Origin of the sequence: Bacillus pumilus, from assembly GCF_003431975.1 — a bacterium.
Lineage (GTDB): Bacteria > Bacillota > Bacilli > Bacillales > Bacillaceae > Bacillus > Bacillus pumilus_N.
Genome location: NZ_CP027116.1, coordinates 1040865 through 1061758, shown reverse-complemented (window position 1 = coordinate 1061758; position 20894 = coordinate 1040865). Strand labels below are relative to the sequence as shown.

41 protein-coding genes are annotated in these 20894 nt (G+C 40.9%); all 41 read right to left on the bottom strand.

All coding sequences use genetic code 11. The annotated features are described in order from the left end of the window. Positions 1 to 3 precede the first annotated feature (3 nt). The 41 genes from C5695_RS05320 to C5695_RS05135 all read right to left on the bottom strand — a co-directional run bounded on the left by C5695_RS05320 (position 4) and on the right by C5695_RS05135 (position 20893). Positions 4 to 312: a hypothetical protein gene (locus C5695_RS05320; protein WP_117729839.1), complete on the bottom strand. Its 309-nt coding sequence runs from the start codon at positions 310 to 312 to the stop codon at positions 4 to 6. Between the two features lie 20 nt (positions 313 to 332). Beyond that, positions 333 to 839 carry a tail assembly chaperone gene (locus C5695_RS05315; RefSeq protein ID WP_117729837.1) on the bottom strand — a complete coding sequence of 169 codons (507 nt, stop codon included), beginning with the start codon at positions 837 to 839 and terminating at the stop codon, positions 333 to 335. Between the two features lie 68 nt (positions 840 to 907). Further along, positions 908 to 1204: a fibronectin type III domain-containing protein gene (locus tag C5695_RS05310; RefSeq protein WP_117729834.1), complete on the bottom strand. Its 297-nt coding sequence runs from the start codon at positions 1202 to 1204 to the stop codon at positions 908 to 910. Continuing rightward, positions 1170 to 1694: a phage major tail protein, TP901-1 family gene (locus tag C5695_RS05305; protein WP_117729831.1), complete on the bottom strand. Its 525-nt coding sequence runs from the start codon at positions 1692 to 1694 to the stop codon at positions 1170 to 1172. Before C5695_RS05305 ends, C5695_RS05310 begins: the two co-directional genes overlap by 35 nt. A 13-nt stretch (positions 1695 to 1707) precedes the next feature. Continuing rightward, the gene (locus tag C5695_RS05300) at positions 1708 to 2106 is read right to left on the bottom strand and encodes a DUF3168 domain-containing protein (protein ID WP_117729829.1); all 399 of its coding nucleotides are present in this window, start codon (positions 2104 to 2106) and stop codon (positions 1708 to 1710) included. A 15-nt stretch (positions 2107 to 2121) separates the two neighbouring features. Beyond that, on the bottom strand, positions 2122 to 2541 hold the full coding sequence (locus C5695_RS05295; RefSeq protein ID WP_117729827.1) for an HK97-gp10 family putative phage morphogenesis protein: 420 nt from the start codon (positions 2539 to 2541) through the stop codon (positions 2122 to 2124). Then, a complete protein-coding gene (locus C5695_RS05290) occupies positions 2534 to 2875 on the bottom strand; it encodes a phage head closure protein (RefSeq protein WP_117729825.1) in 342 nt (113 codons plus the stop codon). The genes C5695_RS05295 and C5695_RS05290 overlap by 8 nt, the downstream gene beginning before the upstream one ends. After that, the gene (locus tag C5695_RS05285) at positions 2869 to 3165 is read right to left on the bottom strand and encodes a phage head-tail connector protein (RefSeq protein WP_117729823.1); all 297 of its coding nucleotides are present in this window, start codon (positions 3163 to 3165) and stop codon (positions 2869 to 2871) included. The genes C5695_RS05290 and C5695_RS05285 overlap by 7 nt, the downstream gene beginning before the upstream one ends. A gap of 4 nt (positions 3166 to 3169) precedes the next feature. Beyond that, complete coding sequence (locus C5695_RS05280) at positions 3170 to 3361, bottom strand: hypothetical protein (protein WP_117729820.1); 192 nt, start codon at positions 3359 to 3361, stop codon at positions 3170 to 3172. Further along, entirely contained in the window at positions 3362 to 3664 is a 303-nt protein-coding gene (locus C5695_RS05275; protein ID WP_117729818.1) for a fibronectin type III domain-containing protein, read from the bottom strand. Next, on the bottom strand, positions 3624 to 4610 hold the full coding sequence (locus C5695_RS05270; protein ID WP_117729816.1) for a coat protein: 987 nt from the start codon (positions 4608 to 4610) through the stop codon (positions 3624 to 3626). The genes C5695_RS05275 and C5695_RS05270 overlap by 41 nt, the downstream gene beginning before the upstream one ends. Before the next feature lie 12 nt (positions 4611 to 4622). Then, a complete protein-coding gene (locus C5695_RS05265) occupies positions 4623 to 5288 on the bottom strand; it encodes a phage scaffolding protein (RefSeq protein ID WP_117729813.1) in 666 nt (221 codons plus the stop codon). Between the two features lie 122 nt (positions 5289 to 5410). After that, on the bottom strand, positions 5411 to 6325 hold the full coding sequence (locus tag C5695_RS05260; RefSeq protein ID WP_117729811.1) for a phage minor head protein: 915 nt from the start codon (positions 6323 to 6325) through the stop codon (positions 5411 to 5413). Next, on the bottom strand, positions 6306 to 7763 hold the full coding sequence (locus C5695_RS05255; protein ID WP_117729808.1) for a phage portal protein: 1458 nt from the start codon (positions 7761 to 7763) through the stop codon (positions 6306 to 6308). The genes C5695_RS05260 and C5695_RS05255 overlap by 20 nt, the downstream gene beginning before the upstream one ends. Before the next feature lie 20 nt (positions 7764 to 7783). Beyond that, on the bottom strand, positions 7784 to 8986 hold the full coding sequence (locus C5695_RS05250; RefSeq protein WP_117729806.1) for a PBSX family phage terminase large subunit: 1203 nt from the start codon (positions 8984 to 8986) through the stop codon (positions 7784 to 7786). Continuing rightward, positions 8973 to 9728, bottom strand: a complete 756-nt coding sequence (gene terS, locus C5695_RS05245) for a phage terminase small subunit (RefSeq protein ID WP_117729804.1) — start codon at positions 9726 to 9728, stop codon at positions 8973 to 8975. The genes C5695_RS05250 and terS overlap by 14 nt, the downstream gene beginning before the upstream one ends. 43 nt (positions 9729 to 9771) lie before the next feature. Next, the gene (locus C5695_RS05240; RefSeq protein ID WP_075611155.1) at positions 9772 to 9999 is read right to left on the bottom strand and encodes a hypothetical protein; all 228 of its coding nucleotides are present in this window, start codon (positions 9997 to 9999) and stop codon (positions 9772 to 9774) included. Between the two features lie 134 nt (positions 10000 to 10133). Continuing rightward, complete coding sequence (locus C5695_RS05235) at positions 10134 to 10397, bottom strand: hypothetical protein (protein WP_117729802.1); 264 nt, start codon at positions 10395 to 10397, stop codon at positions 10134 to 10136. A 152-nt stretch (positions 10398 to 10549) separates the two neighbouring features. Further along, positions 10550 to 11014: a hypothetical protein gene (locus C5695_RS05230; protein ID WP_117729800.1), complete on the bottom strand. Its 465-nt coding sequence runs from the start codon at positions 11012 to 11014 to the stop codon at positions 10550 to 10552. 15 nt (positions 11015 to 11029) lie between these two features. Next, entirely contained in the window at positions 11030 to 11152 is a 123-nt protein-coding gene (locus tag C5695_RS20770; protein WP_255233654.1) for a hypothetical protein, read from the bottom strand. A gap of 92 nt (positions 11153 to 11244) precedes the next feature. Next, positions 11245 to 11919, bottom strand: coding sequence for a hypothetical protein (locus tag C5695_RS05225; RefSeq protein WP_117729798.1), 675 nt, complete (start codon positions 11917 to 11919; stop codon positions 11245 to 11247). Positions 11920 to 11963: 44 nt separating this feature from the next. Next, on the bottom strand, positions 11964 to 12377 hold the full coding sequence (locus C5695_RS05220) for a hypothetical protein (RefSeq protein WP_117729796.1): 414 nt from the start codon (positions 12375 to 12377) through the stop codon (positions 11964 to 11966). Further along, positions 12374 to 12646 carry a hypothetical protein gene (locus C5695_RS05215; RefSeq protein WP_117729793.1) on the bottom strand — a complete coding sequence of 91 codons (273 nt, stop codon included), beginning with the start codon at positions 12644 to 12646 and terminating at the stop codon, positions 12374 to 12376. The genes C5695_RS05220 and C5695_RS05215 overlap by 4 nt, the downstream gene beginning before the upstream one ends. Beyond that, on the bottom strand, positions 12643 to 12819 hold the full coding sequence (locus C5695_RS20400; protein WP_187441785.1) for a hypothetical protein: 177 nt from the start codon (positions 12817 to 12819) through the stop codon (positions 12643 to 12645). Before C5695_RS20400 ends, C5695_RS05215 begins: the two co-directional genes overlap by 4 nt. After that, a complete protein-coding gene (locus C5695_RS05210; RefSeq protein WP_117729791.1) occupies positions 12806 to 13189 on the bottom strand; it encodes a hypothetical protein in 384 nt (127 codons plus the stop codon). Before C5695_RS05210 ends, C5695_RS20400 begins: the two co-directional genes overlap by 14 nt. Next, complete coding sequence (locus tag C5695_RS05205) at positions 13189 to 13839, bottom strand: dUTP diphosphatase (RefSeq protein ID WP_117729789.1); 651 nt, start codon at positions 13837 to 13839, stop codon at positions 13189 to 13191. Before C5695_RS05205 ends, C5695_RS05210 begins: the two co-directional genes overlap by 1 nt. Beyond that, complete coding sequence (locus C5695_RS05200; protein WP_117729787.1) at positions 13836 to 14060, bottom strand: hypothetical protein; 225 nt, start codon at positions 14058 to 14060, stop codon at positions 13836 to 13838. The genes C5695_RS05205 and C5695_RS05200 overlap by 4 nt, the downstream gene beginning before the upstream one ends. Before the next feature lie 27 nt (positions 14061 to 14087). Continuing rightward, the gene (locus tag C5695_RS05195; RefSeq protein WP_117729785.1) at positions 14088 to 14507 is read right to left on the bottom strand and encodes a hypothetical protein; all 420 of its coding nucleotides are present in this window, start codon (positions 14505 to 14507) and stop codon (positions 14088 to 14090) included. 241 nt (positions 14508 to 14748) lie between these two features. Further along, entirely contained in the window at positions 14749 to 15006 is a 258-nt protein-coding gene (locus tag C5695_RS05190; RefSeq protein ID WP_117729783.1) for a hypothetical protein, read from the bottom strand. Then, positions 15003 to 15347 (bottom strand): hypothetical protein, encoded by a 345-nt coding sequence (locus tag C5695_RS05185; RefSeq protein ID WP_117729780.1) that lies wholly within the window; start codon positions 15345 to 15347, stop codon positions 15003 to 15005. The genes C5695_RS05190 and C5695_RS05185 overlap by 4 nt, the downstream gene beginning before the upstream one ends. 15 nt (positions 15348 to 15362) lie before the next feature. Then, positions 15363 to 15563, bottom strand: coding sequence for an XtrA/YqaO family protein (locus C5695_RS05180; RefSeq protein WP_231583272.1), 201 nt, complete (start codon positions 15561 to 15563; stop codon positions 15363 to 15365). Positions 15564 to 15638: 75 nt separating this feature from the next. Then, positions 15639 to 15794, bottom strand: coding sequence for a hypothetical protein (locus tag C5695_RS20395; RefSeq protein ID WP_162842487.1), 156 nt, complete (start codon positions 15792 to 15794; stop codon positions 15639 to 15641). Between the two features lie 113 nt (positions 15795 to 15907). Continuing rightward, positions 15908 to 16363 carry a DUF1064 domain-containing protein gene (locus tag C5695_RS05175; protein WP_117729778.1) on the bottom strand — a complete coding sequence of 152 codons (456 nt, stop codon included), beginning with the start codon at positions 16361 to 16363 and terminating at the stop codon, positions 15908 to 15910. A gap of 118 nt (positions 16364 to 16481) precedes the next feature. Next, the gene (locus C5695_RS05170) at positions 16482 to 16823 is read right to left on the bottom strand and encodes a YopX family protein (RefSeq protein ID WP_222928673.1); all 342 of its coding nucleotides are present in this window, start codon (positions 16821 to 16823) and stop codon (positions 16482 to 16484) included. 93 nt (positions 16824 to 16916) lie between these two features. Further along, positions 16917 to 17093 (bottom strand): hypothetical protein, encoded by a 177-nt coding sequence (locus tag C5695_RS20390; RefSeq protein ID WP_187441784.1) that lies wholly within the window; start codon positions 17091 to 17093, stop codon positions 16917 to 16919. A gap of 13 nt (positions 17094 to 17106) precedes the next feature. Next, positions 17107 to 17937, bottom strand: coding sequence for an ATP-binding protein (locus tag C5695_RS05165; protein WP_233230809.1), 831 nt, complete (start codon positions 17935 to 17937; stop codon positions 17107 to 17109). Continuing rightward, complete coding sequence (locus C5695_RS05160; RefSeq protein WP_117729771.1) at positions 17882 to 18586, bottom strand: DnaD domain protein; 705 nt, start codon at positions 18584 to 18586, stop codon at positions 17882 to 17884. Before C5695_RS05160 ends, C5695_RS05165 begins: the two co-directional genes overlap by 56 nt. A gap of 188 nt (positions 18587 to 18774) precedes the next feature. Further along, positions 18775 to 19572 carry a PD-(D/E)XK nuclease-like domain-containing protein gene (locus C5695_RS05150; RefSeq protein ID WP_117729767.1) on the bottom strand — a complete coding sequence of 266 codons (798 nt, stop codon included), beginning with the start codon at positions 19570 to 19572 and terminating at the stop codon, positions 18775 to 18777. After that, positions 19544 to 20437 carry a hypothetical protein gene (locus tag C5695_RS05145; RefSeq protein WP_117729764.1) on the bottom strand — a complete coding sequence of 298 codons (894 nt, stop codon included), beginning with the start codon at positions 20435 to 20437 and terminating at the stop codon, positions 19544 to 19546. Before C5695_RS05145 ends, C5695_RS05150 begins: the two co-directional genes overlap by 29 nt. Then, on the bottom strand, positions 20437 to 20616 hold the full coding sequence (locus C5695_RS05140) for a hypothetical protein (protein WP_117729762.1): 180 nt from the start codon (positions 20614 to 20616) through the stop codon (positions 20437 to 20439). The genes C5695_RS05145 and C5695_RS05140 overlap by 1 nt, the downstream gene beginning before the upstream one ends. Then, positions 20609 to 20893 (bottom strand): hypothetical protein, encoded by a 285-nt coding sequence (locus C5695_RS05135; RefSeq protein ID WP_117729760.1) that lies wholly within the window; start codon positions 20891 to 20893, stop codon positions 20609 to 20611. Before C5695_RS05135 ends, C5695_RS05140 begins: the two co-directional genes overlap by 8 nt. Position 20894 lies beyond the last annotated feature (1 nt).

Genomic DNA, 20894 nt, shown 5'->3' with positions numbered 1-20894 from the left:
CCCTCACCCCTCTTCTTTTGGTTTTCTAAGCATGTTCCTTAATCCAATGTTTAGATCGTTCAGCTTTTTGGCATCCACTTGATTTTTGAAACCATTGCCAGTGACATCCCGCTCAAGCTCTGCTCTAGCTTTTTGTGCATCAAACATTTGTGAAGGCTTAACTTTTTTGGCGTTATTCGCATACCGGTGAAACATAGCATTTATTGTCATTCGCTCTATTTCATCAATTTCACGCAGCTTGGCCGCTTTGAGCTTGCGTTTATACTCGTTTGGAGTCCATGTCATGATGAGATCGTTGTCATAGACACCCATCCAACGAGCTGCGTCTTCAATTACTTGGAGGTAGTCGATCCCATCCGCTCTTTGCGGGCTTGCTTGAGCATTTCCATGTATTCCTTCGCTTGTTCCTGTTCCTCGATCCGTTTCGCCGTCATTTCTGGTGTCTCGTTCGGTGCCGCTTTCTTCGGTGCCCCCATTTTCTCCATCATGGTCCATTGCTGACGAATCTTGCCTTTGAAAAAACCGGCATTCTCAAGTGTCTGGAATGCTTCGTTAATCAAACGGTCAGTAGCATCACCTTTAGTGTCTTCGTCAATGATTTTCATGATTGCTTCTTCAATTTGTTCTGAAGACGGTTTACTGCCTTTAAGGTGAGATAAAGCGCAATCCCAAAAAGCTGAAAGCATTAAAGCATCTTCATTGAGCAAGCCCATGTAAATGTTCAGCGTGCCGCCTGATTTGTCTTCCTCTTTACTTGTATATTTTTCATTTGCTGTACGGTCAAACGAGAAATCACATCTTGCTGTATATTCTTTATTTCCAATTGTTAAAGTAGCCATTTATAAAAACCCCGATTTGTTTTTTTGTAATAGAAAAGAGCCTCCAGATAATAGAGGCCCTTCAAGTGTTATTCTCCTGTGGAAGCCGGTTCTGTCTGTGTAACGATTTCACTCATTGGAGACTCGCCAGCTTCATTCACTGCTGTCACATTAATGGTCAGTTTCGTATCAGGATTCATCCCTGTTGCGACATAACTTGTGTCAGTGACGTTTTTATCAAGACGCTTGTCTGCGCCTCTGTATACGTTATATGAAGTCGCCCCTTCTACCGCATCCCACTTTACTGAAATACTGTCAGACGTAGCTGTAAACGATAGATTTTGGGGCTCCTTAGGGTGTCTCAACTTTCTTATTAAGTTCGCCAAACTGCTTGAATCCGTCAGCTCCAGCAGTAGAACGGATTTTAGCAATAAAAGCAGGATCTAGCGGGTCTAATTCATCTTTGAATGTCTTCCCAAGTACAGGAAGAGTTGTTGAAACCTCAATAAATCCATCTTGCGGTGCGCTTTTCTCAAGATTTTCAATAATCGCATGACCATACTCGGAGTCGTGCTTTCCGTTTTTATTTAAATTCAGGTTTACTTTCCAAACTTGAACGGCTTCTTCGTTATCATAAGCCGCTTCAATATCTTTTTGTCCCGGGTCATCGTCGGCAGCATAATAAGATAATTCAATTGTTTCACTCTTCGTACCATATCCAACAATTCGCCCCGATTTTGTGCTTTCGTCCAGTGAGTCTTGTTCTTTCGTATGAGATCCCTCTGTTTGGAAAGCAACAAAAGAACCTTCCGTGTCTGTCGATTTCATCGTTTGAACAAAATAGACTTCATCCTTACCATTCAAAAGGTTTACCATTCAAATCATCCTCTCAATTGTTTATCGTGTATCTCATTCGCAAGATACCGTGTTTTGTATATCCGTCTATGTCTGTGATGACCTGCATCCCTCGCAACTCAGAACGGCATAAAGAAAAACCCTCTATTTCTAGGGGCCTTTTGGTCAAAGCTTGCAACATGAGGTCTATGACCTGCTGTGCTTCTTTTTTTCCGTTGTAATCTGACCAGCAATGTAAAACCACGTTTACAACCTCGCCAGCAGATGTTTTTGTCTCAAATAGGGCCACATCGTCATCACCCATAGAGACATAAGGCTTTTTAGTATCTTTGGAAACCGCATCAAAAACGCCTGTGACACGTTCGTTTAACCGCTTATCCATAGATAGCCTTTCAAATATAGCAGCCTGTAACGGCCACAATGATGAGCGCATTTGAGCAGCTCCTTTCTATTGCGTTTCACGGGCAAAATGCCTCATTCCTTCTTCAACAGCCGGGTTAAAGAATGGTTGCGCCCTCATACCTCTAGTGATCACCCATCGGCCTAGCTTTTCGTCATAATAGACCCACGGTTTTTGACGGCCGCCGCCTTCCTCTGCATAAATACCGGTTCCATACTCAACGTATATGGCGTAATCGGCACCAACGGTGATGATGGCTTTTAACCCTTCGTCTCGATATTCAACCTCAATCGAGTTTTTAAGGTTCCCACCATCAATCATTGCTGTTGGTGCGTTAATGACAGCATGACTGTAAATCAGTTCTGCTGTTTCTGTGACAATTTGTTTTGCTCGATCTATGACTTTGCGCTCGAATTTCTCAACCGTTTTCGCCATTTGTTTAGCCCATTTTCCGCTTATCTCAGCCATTGAGCACCTCTGAAACTTGGCATTTGAGACACATTATTTCATTCTCTCCGCCTTGGTCGATAGAATCTGACTTCAATTTGAGTATTTTATTTTGGTGTTTAATTCGCATGGTCTTTTCAATGTCTTCTCTGTACTCGAAATAGACATTGTGGTCAACTGGATATTGTATCTGTTGAGCTTGGTAAAATTCTCTTGATGAAACACTCGTGACCCGAGCGGGTATTGTCAGATAGTCCACATACTTTTCTGTGAATCCACCGCCACCGTCCGGCACTTTTTCAAGCTTTTGAAACGTGATTTCATGTGGGAACTCTTCAAATACATAACTCACCAATAAGCCCTCCTATACGGGTACAGGTACTTAGTTACCGTTTCAGGAAAATCAGTGTCATAAGAGTACGACACATCACCCATGCTTCGACTTGCTAAACCAGCTGGCTTCATGTTGAACTCAACAGCTTTCGCAACAAAGATTTTTACACCCGCCGGCAGGTCATCTACATCAAACTTGTTCTTACAAAAGTCAGAAGCCCATTCAACAAAAATAGGAACAACCTCAGACAAGTAATCATCGTGCTTATCTGTGGTCATTCCTATCATTCTTTTAATCTGTTGGATGTCCATTGGATCACCCTTTCAATTTTTCAAGCAGTTTTTCACGCTTCATGTTGTAATAACCAGCAATTCCTTTATCTTTCGCTTTCTGCTTTAGCTGCTCAACAGTCATTTCTTCATAAGACAGGTCGTCTTGAGCATCTTTTTCAATCTTCGCACGCCTTTTCAAGTCTTGTTCCAAGAGCCAAAAGGTTGTTGCTCCCATTTACTCGGTGCCTCCTTCTGCTTCTGTTTTAGTTGCGATTTCCGACATTGCAGATTCGCCGCTCTCATTAACAGAAGTGACATTGATTGTTAACTTAGTATCAGGCGTTAGACCGTCCGTGCTGTATTCAGGCTTGGTTACATTCTTATCAAGACGTTTGTCTGCTCCCCGATAAACATTGTATGAATCCGCCCCAGCTACGGCATCCCAATTAACAGTCACAGATTTACTTGTGCTTGTAAACCGTAGGTTTTGGGGCGCATTAGGGCGTTGGAATAGGCTCTTCCACTGGAAGTGAATCATCAACAATAATAGATTTTTGAAGATATGTTCCGAAACCTACATCAGCTCTGTTGTTAGGAATGAACTCAATCAAGTTTTGTTTCTGTAAATTTGTATGAGTCAGCGAATGCATCGCAATTGAAGTGAAATTCCCTTTAGCATCACCAAGTAATTGAGCTGCATCAAGAATCACTTCTCCGCTTAATTTTGATTTAGCCGCTGCTTCTGGCCCTTCATTGGAAATAATCTTCACAATTCGGACTTTCTTCTTATCATAAACACGTTCATAGTTCCTAGCGCTTGCTAATTCTTTAAAGGTAGGCATTTCGCCAGCAACTTGTGCTTCTGTCCATTTGAAACCACGAGGATGCATAATGAATTTCTTGCGATTGATCAAAATGTCCTCACCTTTCAATGAGTTTCTATCTGTTTCTGTCGGTGTTTTAGGCATTCCCGGAGCATAACCAACAGCGCCGCCAGCAAATAGGTAAGTTGTGTATTTTTTCCCGTCACCGCTCGAAATATCTAATACTAGATCACCATCGTTATTAGTGATGTTGCTACCAAAAACACCATTAAGCATATGGAAAATCATTCGCTGCATTTGTCTTTCCCAATAATTATTAACACGATCCCCAATCGCTCTCATAGGATCAGATCCAGCAAGTTCAGCCGCTAAATCTTCACTACTCCATGCCTTTCCGTATTCGAGGACCCGTGCAACATCTTTTCCCGATGTAATTTTTTGCGGAGTCAGTGCATGGTCTGATTGAATTGCCTCTGGATCACCTTCAAGATCGTTCCAAAAAGGCATATTAACTGTATCCCCACCACTTGGAACAATTAAGCCCGGTACAGGCTGGATAATTCCGCTTCGATATACTGCTGTTTGTTCAACAGTGTTGTTCATTGTGTACTGGTTAAAAATTTCCGGGATGATAACATCCTGAACTCTAGTTACTGCCATTTAAATTCTCCTTTATAATCCATAGATTGCAGGATTTCCGCCTGCTTGGATGATTAATTTTTTAGCTTGTTCTGGATCACTTCTTAAAATGTTCCCTTGCTCAGTTAGGTTTAAATGGTCCTGACTGAATGGATTTTTAGCTGTTGGCAAATTAGCCGCTGAATTTCCTGTTCCATGGGGCTGCCTACCCGCTAAACCCGGGGAACTGTCATTCTCCGCTTCAAATAGATAGCTGTCACTCTCTTTAAGAGCGGTTAACTGCTCATCAAGACCAATGACCTTATCATCAGATAATTTAAGCCCATCAACGTTTAAATTAGCTTTTACAGCCTTGATGTTTTTCGCCTTCGCATCACGTAAAGCACTTTCAATAGCAAATTCAAAGGCTTGTTTCTCCAGCTTTTGCTGATATTCCTCAGACACCTTTTTATTTTCTTCTTGCAGCTGCTCAATTGCGTTTTGAAGCTCTTCATTTCCTTTGGCTTGCTTTTGCAGTGTGCTTAACTGCTGATCACGCTCATCAAGCTGGCTTTTCAATTCCTTCTTTTCATTGTTCACTGCGTCAAACCGCTCCTTGGGGAACCATTGACCATTGCTTACAATATCAATCTTTTGATCTCCAGCTTTTTCTACTACTTGAGCATACAGATCCTCACCGAGTAATTCTTTTAATGACATGTTTATCTCTCCTTTGATGTTTTTTTGCGTGTCCACCTCACGCACAGGATTTACGCTTAGTTTGGCTCCAAGCCTTTAGAATGAGCAAAAGAGCCTTTTTACGTCATGCTCAGGACAGTTCATTATTTGTTCTCAATTGTTTTGTACCACTCTTCATAGGTTTGGTATGGGATGACTTCACCCGCTCCAGAACCGCCTTTTCTCGCTCTTCTCGTGTCTGGCATTTTGCCATTCACTTTGAAAGCGACCGTGCAGCGGCAGTTTATATCATCTTTGGCATTATTCATGTGACCCGGAGCGGGGCCGACACCGCCATAAATAGAAACGAACAAACCATTTTTAGCGGTCTTCCCATCTAGCTTTCTATGCCCTAGCCTTGTTTTTAGATCAAGGGTAGAATTCCACACCTTTTCTAAGTTTGCATGCTTAGAAGCCTTTTCAGCGCTTTCCATTCTTGCTGATACCTGTACCCTATGAACTTCGGTTCTCGCCACGTCACGGGCTTTCTTTCGTGCAAATTCGGTCGCTCTTTCAATTCGCTTGGCTATTTTGGAATAATCCTCACCCGCTTGAATCCCTTGAGCAATGGAAATTTGAATCTGTCGGACATAATCATCACGGTGACGCTTATATAAGGCTGAAAGAGTCAATTCAGCTATCGGGTTTAATATTGCCTGTTGAATCATCGCAGTTGTTGGCAACGTATAACCCATCTTCACCGCTGCTTCTATCTCGTAGAGATAAGCGGATCGCATGTAATTCTCAAGAAACTGCTTGGCTGCTAATGCTTCGACAATGATGATCACAGTTTTGAATGCTTTGCTTGATTCCTCAGTCATCCGCTCCATTTCTTTTTTGAAACGGTTGTACTTATTCAGATCAGCCATAGAAAGTGAACCATCTTTCCCATACTTAGCGAAAAGAGCGGCCATCTGCTGATTAATCTCTTTCAATCTCTTAGCAAAGACAGCATCAATTTTCTTGGCATCCTCTGTGATCATGTCATCGAGCAGCTTATCAATCTCGTTTTGGTTCATCTTCATCACCGCCCGCTGGTTCAATATCAGTTAACGGCGGCATGCTGTTTCTGTATTCGGCTTCCTCTGCCTCGATACGCTTCATTTCCGCTTCTACATCATCAACCCATGGATGATTTGCAATGCGTGTTTCACGGCTTAAATCTGTGCTCTGGTTCGACATTTGAACCTGCTCAAGTTCGTTGGTCATTCGAGAGCGGTTAAAAGTCATCTGTAAGAGCGTGTGATCGTATTCTCCTTGTCCTGTCATCTTTAGATATTCAGTGAAGAACCAAAAAAAGGCGTGTAAAGCTGGCCGGAACTTCCGCTCTGCTTCATTCGCCTTTAGATCAAGCAAGGAATATAGATTTTTAATAGCAACGTTGGTAGGTGAATTTCCCACTTTGTCAGGATTGTTGTTTACGCCCTGCCCGAAGCGGTAAATGTTCTCCTCAAGCCTATCAAGATGTGTATTTGAGCTATCCATCGGAATTTCAGCAGTCTTCATATTGAAGCCGCCGCCCTCACCAACGGCCACTGCTTTATAATGACGGAGGTTTGTCATAAATTCTGCTAGGTCTTCACCTGAATAATTGATTAATTCATAGATAATATCTTGCATTTCATCAAACGTATTAGCATTGTTAGAGATGTTCCCATTGTAAGCATCTATCAAGTCTTTATAGAAGATAAGGTCACTGACACCCTCTTCATTGTTCTTGAACTCGATCATTGGAACCTTACCCCAGCCATACCCTTTCCCTCGTTTGTCGTAGAAATGGCTTTCAGGATTCTTCTCATATTCAAAGTCTTGGATCAAGGACCCGTTATGCTCTACATAGTAAAAAATCTGTTCATCTGTGTATAATTCCACTTTGCGGGTGATCTCATCATCAATGTTTTTAACATCATAGTAACGGATAGCATAAAGCAGGCTGCGCTTTTTTGTTGAATCATAAACCGGTATGACTTCCTCTGCTGGAATGCGAAGATAATCAAAATTACCTTCTTCATCAACAAATGGATGAAGCCATTCTTTTCCCTTGTTACTAGCATTTTTGAGCAATTCTTGCATACAATCATCAAAATCTTCGTCTATAAAGTCGTTCACAACTGCAAGGAACGTTTCATCTTCTGCATTAAAGGTTATCGGCTTTCCTAAAAGGTACTGGACCTTCTGTTGAACCAGCAGCTTATGCCAGTTATGAGAGATTCGATTATTTGGTTTCTCTGTATCAACCTTTTTTGTGCCGTGCTCATAGAAATAGCGGTTACGCTTCTTGATGTCCGCTTGATTCAAATAATAAGCGACACCTTCAAGCATCTGTTCCCGCTCTCCATCGTGCCTATCAATCATCTTTTGTATAGCGGTGGTATCGGGCAGCTTGTCGGATGTTTCTGCACTGTCTTCGATAATTTTAAGCAGCTCTTCTGTGTGTGTTGGTGTAACTGGATACATGGTTATTCACTCCTTTCAAATTATTTAAGAATACGTACAGTTGAGGGTTTTCCATTTGTATAAATCGCATAGCGTAATGCATCTAAAACATCATCCCACAACTTCACAGGCATTCCAGACTTTTGATCCCATACATACATGAAGATTTCTTGCGCAAAGCGCTCTACTTTATCCTCAACGACAAAAAGCCTGTTCTTTTTGAACAAGCTCGCTACTGACTCAATGCCTGATATTACAGCCTTATCCGCATTTACAGCCTTTATTTTTTCTCGCTTAAATCGTTCAATATGTTCTGTTCGAGCGGTATCGCAATAAAAATTCATGCTGCCGTAACGCTCTTTTATATCCTTCGCCACTTTGACCCAATAATCTATTTCTTCATGCTGCGCTGCATGTTCTTCCAAGAGATAATAATTTTGCTTATCATCCTCTCCAATAACGACGATGGAACCAAAATGTTCATACCCCCAGTCAACGCCAGCGAAGTATTTTACAAAGTTGACGTTCTCTAATTGATCTGACTTGATGTAATGCACATCTTTATTGAAATCTTTGTATATCACGCCTTCAGGCGCAACCCAATAACCATGAATATCCCTGTCCGTAAACATGCCGCTCGGTGTAGATGCCACTATACTTTCAACATATTCAGGATCAAGAAAGTTATTATCAAACAAAGAAAAGTGAAAAGCCCTGATGTTAAGGCGACCACTCTTTAATCTTTGCCCGTCTTTGTCGATGTAATCCTTTTTTACGGTGTGCATTGGGTTTTCAGGGTTTGTATCCATCAAGACCATTGCGCCTTTGTACGAACAACGGGATATAACTTCCTTCACAAATGAATCATGAAGAGCGGTTGCTTCGTTTAAAAATGCGCCAGCTGATGTAAAACCCCTCGCTTTTTTCCAAGCGTCCACATTGGCACCATCGAAACAGTAGACCCGGTTGCCGAATATCTCAATGGCATTTGCTTTGTCGAGTCTAAGCTCTTTCTCTAATATCAATTCAAGGTCATTCAATACGTTACGCTTGATGGCTGCTTGAGTAGCACCACCGATGATAAATGAAAGACCCTTGTTTTGATATTTACTAATGTGAGCAAGGAATGCTAAAAGGAGCACGAATGTTTTCCCTGCTCTCTTTGCTCCGCTACACAAAAGGATTTTAGGACGCTCTTTTACGAAGCTGTCCCATACCTCTTTTTGCTTTTTATTCAATTCCATGTTCATTCACCATCTTTTGAAGCATTGAAGCAATTTTGTTTTCCCCGCTGCTTTCGCTACCGCCATCAATGGCCTTCTTAGTCTTCTCGATGTTCAAGCGCATCTGCTCCATTTTAAGCCGTCTTTCGTCTGTCTCATGGGCTATGTTATCGAATTGCTTTATCAAGCTTCTCAGCTCACCCATCGCTCTTGATTGAGCGTTTAGAAATGTAGCATGACGATCCCAAGCAAACTGAAATTCGTATTCTTCTTCTTCAATATCAGCTGAATCTGAAACAACTGACTTTTTCTTTTTCAGCTCTTTGATCATTTCGTCTTTGTTTTCAACAAACATTATTTTCTGAGCCCGCACAATAGCTGTAAACTGAATTTGTATTTGTTCCCAAAGTAAATCAACGGGCGAAAACTCCTGAATGTCCTGCATGATCTCAAACGCTTCTGCTGGCATGTGCTTTGAATAAAAGCCATGAGTCTTTGCGTTTTGGTTTCTTACAGGAGCACCGCCGCTATTTCCTACAGCATTTTTGTTCCCTTTTGGAGCACCACGAATAGGAGCGCTCCCTTTTTCAATCGGAGCGCTCCCTTTAAATTCTTCATCCCATTTGTCGTTCGCTTTCCACTTTCTAATTGTGTTTGCAGTGACCCCTAATTCTTCCGCAATGTCTTTTAATAAGCGGCTTCCGTCACTTTCCTTCCACAACTGAAATGCTTTGTCTCGATTCGGATTTCTTGCCCTTGCCATGTCACATCACCGCCACTCCTTTCTTTGTGTTGTTTTGTAATTTTTATTTCGTAACAAACTCATCATCTTTTGCTAACTCATGAAGAGTATCTTTACCGATCTCAGCTATTCCAACTGCTTCTAGGTATGATTCATTATGGTAAATAGTCATTAGTGTTCCATCTTTCATCTTGAATGTAGTAACAAAGCTGTCTATGTCATGAAAGTTCTGTTCAATCCAATTAATCAAGCCATTAACCGCTCCTGGGAACACTCTTTTCACTTTGCCCATTTGATCACTCCTTTTGTTTTATTCACTCTAAACTGCCGCCGCACTCTACCTTTAAGCCGATGCTTGGTGTAAAGAATTATCGGAAGCAGTTTACAGGGAACAAAAAAAGCACCCCGCAGGATGCTTTCGATATCTTACAATTGTATTGTTGTTCTTTCAGCAAAAATAAGTAAATTTCCCTTTGGAGACAATACCTTTTTGGAAATTTCATAATAATCAACAGATCCCATATCGTTGTATGGATTTATACTGTATCTAACAAAACTGTCTGTTAAAAGTAATTCTTCTTTCTTAAATTCTTCTGTAATGTCGACAGTACTGTTTTCATCAATCACAAAAATTGAGTTTGTATTTTTATCAATAGATCTCCATTTAACAGATCGCATTATATCTTCCATCTTTTCACCTCCCGCCTTTATATCGGCAGAAAGTGAGCATATGGAACTATTTGCGAAATTTGTCGAACGAATCCCAAGCTCGCAAGAGCAAGTGAAAATATATTAAATTGTGGAGACGCGGGAAATTATGCCTCCCCGTCCTGCCTTCAAGTTTACACTGCGGTTTTAAGTGATTTCAAATGTTGAAGAAAATTGACTTTCTTGACTTCTTTGACGATGTTGGCGATTATTTCAGTTTTGATTTTTCTAATTGTGTCTCTTGAGCATTCAAGGTGATCAGATATAGCGGTGTAACTCATTCCAGTCATCATGCAGTCATACACGATTAGATGTCTTTCCTCTTGCATTTGGTCCACAGCTTTATTAAGAAAATTAGCAATGGCTTCGTATTTGAGCAGTCGCTTTTCTCTGCGGTCAAGATGCCTTAGTTCGGCTTGGCTTATTCCTGCTGATCCTTTAGGCATTGCAGCTTCATCACCGTATGTAGCCGTTAGCTTTTGACCTCCTGCAAATTCAACACGATTCAGGAGCCTTGTGAGCCTGTCGATCTCTCGAAGCATAAATTCATAGTCTCTAATCCATTCTTCTACCTTCCAAGCAATCATTTGATCTGTCATCTATATTCCCTCCCGTTATTTACGCTTGTACGCCCCACCTTTGGCTCTTTTGAGTCTTTGCATGTTTTGCCCCATCAGCTCTCTTAAATCTCTATCAGTGAGCTTCTGCGGCTGTTTTTTCGGCTTTTCTTTCTTCATGGCCGCTCCTTTCCGACAAATAAAAAACGGACACCAACCAGCACCCTTAAAAGGTGTTGATCAGTGTCCGCAGGCTCTCCGTCTTGGACTTATTAAAAATGGAATGTACAATATTCAAGTGCATTAGGACAATAAAGATTAATAGGCTTAGTAATCTCTAATCCACTTATTGGTTTCCAAAGTAGTCTAAACTCTTGCTGATATTCATAATTATCTTTATCTTTAATTAGTGAGGGGATTTGATATTCAAAATTATCCTCAGTATAAAGTTTCTTTCTATTCACAATATACTCGCATTGTTTAGCTTCTACAAAACCTATTTTTAATTTTGCTAATTTCTTATTCACTTCTTCGATAAATCTAGGAAAATCATTTATTACCATCATTGCTCCACCAAATTCTTGTTTAACTCTCTCACTATATTTCATAGCTACACAGTAATTATAATAGTTGTTATCAATGTTGTGCCCTTCAATTTTCACATTGCTAAATTGAACTTTTGTCTCAGAGCCTTTCATACTAACGACATTGTTGTGAAGAAAATGATCTAATTCGGAATTATCTTCAAATCCTAATGTATGGCTATTTAGATGGATTTCCATGTTTAATTTCCCTTCATCATCATCTCCAATAGCATTTCCATGTTTATCAGTGGAATAATTACCTAGAAAATTTATATAAATCTTCTTTTCCAACTTAACTTTTTTCAAAAAATGAGGCTCCATAAATTTATAAACTCTTTGAGGTACTGGAATTGTCCGTTTCATATATTTCTCCTTTTTTACTTAATATTACATTAAATTCTTTATTTTCACATCTTTTTCACTTCGAAAGCTGGTGTGTAGATATGGCCTTTTACGCCTGTCCAATTGCTGTTCTTGTATATGGTCATTTTGATACGGTGCGTGCCAGCAGTGTGATTGACTGTGTAAAATTCCTTTGCTGGCGTGGCGTTTTTAAACGATCCCACTAGACTAAACCGCTGATCTTTCCATTTGCCGCTCACCTTTTTTTGCAAAGTGAAACGATAATAGACCGTTTCATTACCCGTTTTACGTGCTGTCACGTCGATTGATTTAGCTCTCGGTGTATATGAATTGGCATCCGTTGATACGCTGACTGTATGCCCGCCAATTGTTTTATATCCGCTCGTTACTGCCGCAGCAGACGGCGCATAAAGCACCGCAGCCGCAAAAATAGTTAGTGTGATTAGTAGTTTTTTCATTTGTCATCCCTCATTTCGTTCATTTCATATATCTCTATTTCCGCACTGTGAGGACTTCTTAAGTCATCGTCTGCATGCTCCAACACTTTTAACCCTTCAATCTTTTCAAGAGCATATGACACATCTAGTCCACTCGATGCTGTCTTTTCAACCTCATCAAGAACATCATCTAAGACATCTTTCGGAAAATCTTCTGGAACCTCAATGATCATGCTGCGGTGGTATTTTAGTATCTCTTCTATTTCTAGTTTGATTTTTTTAGTTTTCATCGTGTTTCCTCCTTTAATGAATCCGTATCAACGTTTAAGACCTGCAGCATCCAAAGAAGAGTAGCCATTCCGGCAACAGCTTCTTTATCCGCTCCATTCGAACGAACTCCTCTTTCTCCAAAGTCGTTCATTCGTTCTATGATTTGCAGCTGTTGCTTTTTATTGAGCTTCATCGGTGTTCTCCTTCCAGTGAGGGTAATCCTCAAACGCTCCTATATGCTCATCATGTGATGCTGCATACTCCTTCTTTGTCATGTCCCAGCAGTCTTTACACATGCTTGAGCCGATGTCACCCATAAAAGGAGAAGGACGTACTTTGTTTGAAAGTTCATCGCAGTAATCACACAAGCCGCCATTATGAAAAGTGACTTTAATCTTTTTTAGTTGCTCATCGCTTATTTCAACTTGTCCGATTGGTTCCTGACAAAAGATATGCGTTTCTACTAATTCAGGCACACCGCTAAACGCTTTATGCTGACTCTTTTCGCCCTGTCCAAGATCAATAACGAGTCTAACGTCAATCAAATATAGTGAGTAGTTCATCAGTACCCCTCCTGCTGCCGCTTATGATTGACGGCGTTTTTGTCCATGTATGCTTCTTCTATTTGTTCAGGTGTGAAGCCGAAGCCAATGATTCCAATTGCCAAGAACAAGCCCCAAGCTATATGGAAGTGTTGTTTTTTACTTTCTTCATCCTTGAGCATTCGAGAATTCAATAAGCTCCATTGCATCTCCACGAAAACTCCTGAAAGTCCTCCGTCAAATCCTGCATCTTTGAAATCCTCAATCGCTTCTTCTGGAATGTGCAACTCTTCTTTCCAGCCCTTTTTAATAGCAATTGATAAGAAGAAGTGCAGGCAGTCCACATATTCTTCGAGTAATCTATCGCCAACGTACACTTCTTCGTGGTCTTCGCATTTTGGGCATGGTAGCGATAATATTTCACCCTCATGTATCACCTCATATCTTCCTGGTTGGTCTACGCATACATCACAATCTATATAACCTGTCCTATTTGGTTCTTGATTTTCACTCCAATGCTTGAACCAGCGCCCTTCATTAGCGAATTCGCCTAGTTCAGTAATTAGAGCAACATATGTGTTAGGCAGCAGGTCTTGACCTTCCAGCCCTTTTTCTCGGATGATGCGGTCATCTAACTCTTTTTGCATTTCAAACATTTTTTGTAGGTTCATTCCGCTATCTCCTTTAGGTCAATGTATTTTGCTATATGCCCGCACTTGCTTTCCCAGATGTGAACACTTCCATGAAAACCATCTTCGGCATGATGTGTGAGTTGAGGCTCGCCCATTTCGCTACCACACGTAGGGCATTCCCAAAGCACATTCAATTCTTTGAATCCGACCATGCAACCATTTGAATCACGATTGGGAATAGTTATTTTTTTTGTGTTCATTCCGTTTCCTCCTAAGCCGCTAGGCTGTTAGTTTGCTTTCTGCCATTCTCTGAAACTGTATGGATAATCAACCGATTCAATAAATCCAATTTCCTTTGCCTTTTGGCGAATCTTTTGACAGCCTTCACGACTGTAAGCCCAGATTTCTTTATAGTCTCTAAGGTGACCATACTGACCCGTGATGATAAATTCCCTAAATCTGTTGACCAGCTCCCACATGTTCCCTCCATGTGAAAATCCGTTTGCTCGACCGTGCCCTAATTCATATGGATAGACCCATTCCCCTGTGTAATTGTCTACGAAGAATAATTTTCCTCGTTTTCCAAATACAAAGCAGGCAACCGAATTTTTTGATTCGCAATAAAATGTTCTACGATCAATGCTTGCTATGAGCTTGATCAGCTCGTTTATATCATTTATGCGTTTAAGTTGTTCAGGTTTTGGCATTTTCCGTTTCCTCCTAAGCCTTCTTAAATACTTTCAAAAACACGAACACAAGTTCCTATTTTGGTGTATAATATATTTATTCTTATAAGAGGTGGTGATAAAAATGAATCTTAATAGAGATAATGTAATCACTAAAATTACGAAATATTTCAAAGATTTGCTGCAATCTTTAATTACTGCTCTAAATTCAATATCTTTAATTATCGTTGGACTAGCAGGGGAATAATTCCCTGCTTTTCTATTATCCAATTCCGCTCATCAACCCAGCGACAGCAATAATCCCCATGAAAAACAACAGTGTAAAAATGACAGGTCCGTTTGATTCCCTTTTCGCCATGACCACGTTACCTTCTATCACGAGATCATCGTTTTTGCGTACCAGCATCGGCACAACGTTTTCTGGCACTTTAAGATGGACAGCTGCATCATCAATCGTCATTGCTTGGTTTTTGCAGGCTTTGACGGCCTGTGACAGTTCAACGTGTTTTGGTAGACTCATAGCTCATCCTCCTCAACATTACAAAAACATTCGCTTTCACGTTCCCCGCACGATTCGCATTTCTCTGACGGCCTGTAAAAGCTCGATATGTTTACTTTTTCACCGTCCAATCCCTTCATAAAAGCAAATTCATATTTCTTCTCGATGTTTCTCATGGCAGATAATCCACCTCTGTGGAATTCATCTTTACATGCTTCGTAATTACGCTGCTCCCAGTTCAGTTCGTTTAAGAAAAGCTTTGAGAATCCGTCAATCTGCTGATTCTTTTTCTCTATTTCTCTTTTCAAACGTTCGACTTCACCCAAAAGGTGCTCAACGTTTACTTGGTCTTTTGATAACATCGCAATTCCTCCAAGTCATTTGATCTTGAATCCTATTTCATGGTCAACTCTTGCAAAGTGACCTTTAGCAGTTTGAATGATAGTTTTTCCGTGTTCAGGTGCGTCTGTGATATGGGCAGTACCTTCGTTGCCGTCAATCACGATTATGCGGACCTTACCGGGTTCTATTGCGCTTTGAATGGTTGTATCAAAGTCTTTAATTTCAGTTGGTTTCATCCGCTTCATGCCCCCATGTGTTATAATTAAAGTGTCAGATTTAATTAGCACTGGAGCAGCGGCTTCGGTGTTTTTTTATGCCCATTTATCCATCTGATATGATGGTGATGGTTTTAGTTCTTCCCGATACACGATGGGATGCTTGGCTAGATATGCCTCAAGCTCTTCTTTAGTCATCTTCCACTCGATGACTGGCCCAGCTGCATATGGATTGTTAGGCTTTCCGCTCATGCTTTCCACCTCCGATCCTCGGTATTTCTGCTCCGCCCATTCGCTTGCAATCTGCTCCGAAGCGGCTTGAGCATTGTTTGAACTGCTTGCAACGTGTCATACAGGCCATAAGCTTATCTTCCTTTTGAACCCACAACGGACGATCGTCTGCTATTACCACGTTTAACAGTTGGTTTCCCCGCCTTCCGTTTAATCTTTTTGAGTTTGTCCAACTCTATGAACCCTAGCGACCGATCAAATGTGATAACCTTTAATGGCGTATCAAATTTGCGTTCATAAAGCTTTCGCTTGATGGCGAATTCTTTCGTTTCCATGCCTTTAATGTCGATTATTTCTTTTGATCCATCGAGTTTAGTGATCTCGAAGTCTGCAATATATTCAATCTTCCGAAAAGTCTTGTCGTTCTTTTTGAATGCTTCTTGAAGCTCGAAGCGTGGTTGTAATGAAAAGTCTTTTATCTGCTTGGCTTTCTTGAGCCATTTCAGCTGCTCATAGTATTTGGCTTCTGCCTTACTGTCGAAGGTGATGCCGTCTACTACCGTTTTGCGTGCGCCGTATTTATTGGACATGTTTTGTTGATCCTCGCTTTCCGTTGCTGGAAGTGCTTTTTCAGTTCGGCAACGAGTTTTTCTTTTTCCGATTCGTTTAGGTTGTTTCGTTTCAGTAGTTCAGTGATGCTAGGATTCATTATTTTTCTGTTAACAGCTCCGGGTTTTCGTAAATGTTTCCGATGACTTCGAAAGTTTTTCCACAAAACAGATAATCACGTAGTGGATGAGTCCGCAGGTCTCCCAAGTAACCAATTAAGCAAAAACATCCATCATCAAAGACAATCTGCGCTGTGTTCATTTGGTCATCAATTACAATATCGCCTTCATAAATCTCAACGCCGTTTTTATCCTTTAATCCGGTGTACTGCATATAATCACCATGTTTATCAGCAAAAATTTCATTGACATCACCATCAAATGTTGGTGCCATCATTCCAATTCGACTTCCATTCCAACCTCTAAACTTGATTTCTCTCATTCCCTTACCTCCCGTCATCCCGCAGCCATTGCAGGAGCTTCCTTTCTCTTGATGATGCTGTGAAAGCGATAGTGATTATTGCGGCCATCGTCTTCATGCTGTCTTTCCTTCCAGCGCTTGAGCTTTGGCCAGCATTTGATTTAATTGCTCGATGACTGGCTTTAGGCTTTGCTTACGTCCTGTGGTGTTACAATCAGGACAAGGGAAGAAGCTCGCCATGAAGGTATTTTCATTTATGACGACTTTCTCGCCATTGCATGTGTTGCACATCTGACATTCTCCTTTACTCGTATAGTTCCAAAAGCAGTTCTTCATTTTCTTTTTGTGCTATCTTTTTACGAATCTTTTCATTTGGCATAATCACAGGAAAAGCCATTTTTTCTACCCTGCTACTGATCCGACCACTCTTATAGATTGTGTCGAGATCCTCTATACTTAAATTGCTTGTAATGATCGTAGGCTTCTTGTATTGAAGTCGATAATCAAGAATACGGGTGAAGGTTTCTTCCACAAATTTTGTTACGTTTTCCACTCCAATATCATCTAGGACAACAAGATCAGCTGTCTTGACAGCATCCATAATGTCGGTACTTTTCACCTTCGATTCACTGTCAAACGTGCTTTTTATTTCTCCGATCAGATCAGCTGTAGACGAATAGATGATTTTGAGTGGCTTTTCTTCTTTTTTGTCGTAGACCTTTGTTATTGCGTGAAGAATACTAGCAGCAAGCCTTGTTTTTCCGCTTCCTTTCTCTTCACTAAAGAAATACAAGCCTTTTCCTAACTCCCGCATCTTTTCAAATTTCAAAACGTAGTTTTTAGCAACCCTTTTTGCATTGGCTGCTCGCTCTTTGGATTCGGGTTTTTCATAAACATTGATATCAAAAGAGTTTAGAGAAGCATCTTTGAACTCTTCGGGTAGTCTTGCGCTCATAAGCCTATTTGAGAGCTTTTTCACTTCTTTACACGGGCACTCTTTCATAAACTCTTTGTTTTCCTCATGATCTATAATCCATATCAACCCCGACCCATCGCATTTCCCATACATGCAATGTTCTTCAGAAATCACAGTGAGTGTCTCGTACCTGACCGGATAGACCTTTTCTTCTTGCAATTTCTTGGAGTCTCTCAGTCTCTTCGCTAGTGCTGGATTTGCTTTCTCCAACGACTTTAAGGTATCGCCCATACTCTGCATCTTTCTTCACTCCTTCTTGTGCCCGCTGATTTGAAAGGACCCGCTGAACATATTTGATGTTCTGAACGCCGTTTTTCAAGGTGATTTCCATTGCTTTAATCACGTTTTCTTCTCCAAAATCATCTATCAGACCACCTATTTGCTGACTTACAAAGCTGTTTAGTGTTCCGCCGAAATGGCTCTCGTAAAACTCAAATGCGTTCATAGGTTGCTTGTCCTCCTGTCTTGTTGGTTTTTCTTCATTTGGCTTTTCGGGTTCTTCATCAGGTACAGGGGTCATGCTTGCTTTAATCTCAAGACTTACGATGCGATAACTGCCCGCCCCAGTGCCTCTAGGCTTGTATTCGATACGGCCATGTTTTATCAAGATTTTTCGATGCTCAATCATAGTCTTTTCGCTGACTCCTAACCGCGAATAAAGCCGACTGTTTGGCACCGTGAACCACTCTTTCCATGTGCAACCGTTGTTTATATCCATCAAGTGAAACCACAATGCTTGAGTGGTAGGTTTTAGTTCTGTCGTTTCGAGAAACCTCATGAAGCCGTTTATTTCTTTGAGATAGTTCATCTATTCACGCCCTTTCAACTTACATAGGGCATACATACCGCTAATTTTGATATAAGTAAGCCCAGTTTCGTTTCTCTTAATGAAGTCTTTTACATATGACCTAAACAAACTGGCTTGATCTTTGCTTGATTCCGATAAAGACAAGTAAGCATAAGGAATAGGGACCTTTATGAAAAAATCCTTTTCCATCAACTGATCAGCTCCGAAAAATGAATGATCCTGTTTAGTTGATTTGTGGAACGACAATACTTACATTTTTCGCACCGGTTTGGAGGCTCACCGCCATGTTTCACTTGAATGATTCGCTCCATATGCTTCTCAATATCTTCAAGCTCGACTTCCATTCTGGAATTGTCTATGTTGATAACGGCTTTGTCTGGTGGATCTTCTTTTGAAATGGCAACGATAAGAGGCTCAAGCCATTCATCCCTTTTAGACATTTGCCTTTCTAACTCTGCATAAATTGCCATTTGTCCTATATATCCGTAAGCCTCTACAAATGAACAATAGCCTAGCTCTTGATCCCAAACTTTTTCACGAAGAGAACGTGTTGTTTTAAGATCAGCAAAGCGTCCACCTGCTGGATTGTACACATCAAGCTTTCCTTTCCAAGGCACTCCGAACAGTTCACCTGTGATAATCACTTCTTTATCTCCTTGAAGAACAAACATACACAGATCATCATTTTGAATTGATTCAATCATGAGATCAGCCAATTGATATTGCTTGTACAGCTGACCCTTTTGAGTGAACAATGATGGTGTATTCATCTTGAAGGAATCGAATGCCTTTTCACCTTCTAACCACGCATGAACATATTGGCCGAAGAGAAGAGCCTCAGAAGACGGCGGCTGCCATTCTCCGTTAATCTTTGCAATAGTAGCCGCCTCACACTCTAAGAAACTTTTATATTGAGAATTAGACATGTAGACTTTATCTATCTCGTTAGAGTAATAGTTATCTTGATTGATCACCGGAATCCCCATTTACAGGATCACCCGCCTTTTTATTGCTTTCTTTTTGTTCCTTCTGTTTTTTGAACTCTTCTTCTGCTTTTGACTTGGTTGCGCTGCTGACTTTGACATTGAAGTAATCTTCCTTCTTTGCCATACCATCACGTAAGGAAGTGTAAATCCTTCCGATTTTCAAAAAGTCTTGTTCAGTGAAAGCATCAACATTACTGCCGACATATTCCTCAATCATTTCTTTAGTGACTCCAAACTCTTTTTTAAATAAAGAGAAGGCATTTCTTAAACGATCCTCTAACGGTTCTTTATGTCCACTAATCAATGTTTTTTGACACATATCAACAGCGGCATCTACAATGTCCCCTGGTATCACACCAAGAATGCAGGCACGAACACGGCGGGCACCCTGATTAGCCACAAGCTCATAAATATCTCTCGGATCATTAAGCTTATTTATTGTTCCTTTTGCCTTACGCTCGTGCTTGACTGTGAAAATTTTTGTTTGACGAGTATTCGTTTCAAGATCCCATGCATATGCCATCACTGACGATTCACCGGCTTTTTGTTCGAGTTCCATAATTCCGTAATCAATGTTCCCCCAGTTTTGCGCTAATGCCTCAGCAAGCCGAATGGAAGGGCCTGAAACTTTCGATCCACCTCTCGGGTATTCGTAAACGGCACTCTCCGCCAACAACTTTCTTTCACACGCTTTTTTGATACGTTCAAACGCAGCATATACGTCTCTCGGAAATTTTTTTGCTATCACCATCGCCGCTTGAACCTCTTGCGCCTGTCTACTCACCATTGCTTCTGTTGTGACGGAAGGGGCTGTATTTCCTTGAGGCATATAATTCGAGTAATCAATATTGGTTAAACCATTCATTACATTCCCACCTTTCTGCGATATGCCGCCTGCCCTAACTGGATGTATTTTTGTTTTGCTTGAGCGTTCGGAAAGTTGAACACAGGTTTTCCTTTTTTGTAGTCGATCCAACCGCCTGCTTTCTCCAAACGCTCCTGCGCTTCACGGCGGTGATCAAAACTGATTTGAAATTTACTCATTTGACTCACCTTCCTCAGATAGTTTGTTTTTGTTTCTATCAAGGTAGGCAAAACCATCACTTGTCAGAACGGCTCCGAAATAAGGAAGCTGGTCTACCCCTGTTAATCCAGCAATGCTTGGATCATATTTCTCCAGTTCATCAAGCGGTACCAATTTAACAAATGATGGATCAAACGATTGAACCTCTCTCAATAAGTGAGCTTCCATGAAACCCCAAATTGTTGCGCCTTCTCCAATGTCTTTCATTACTTGCAGATGATTTTTTGATAATTCCATC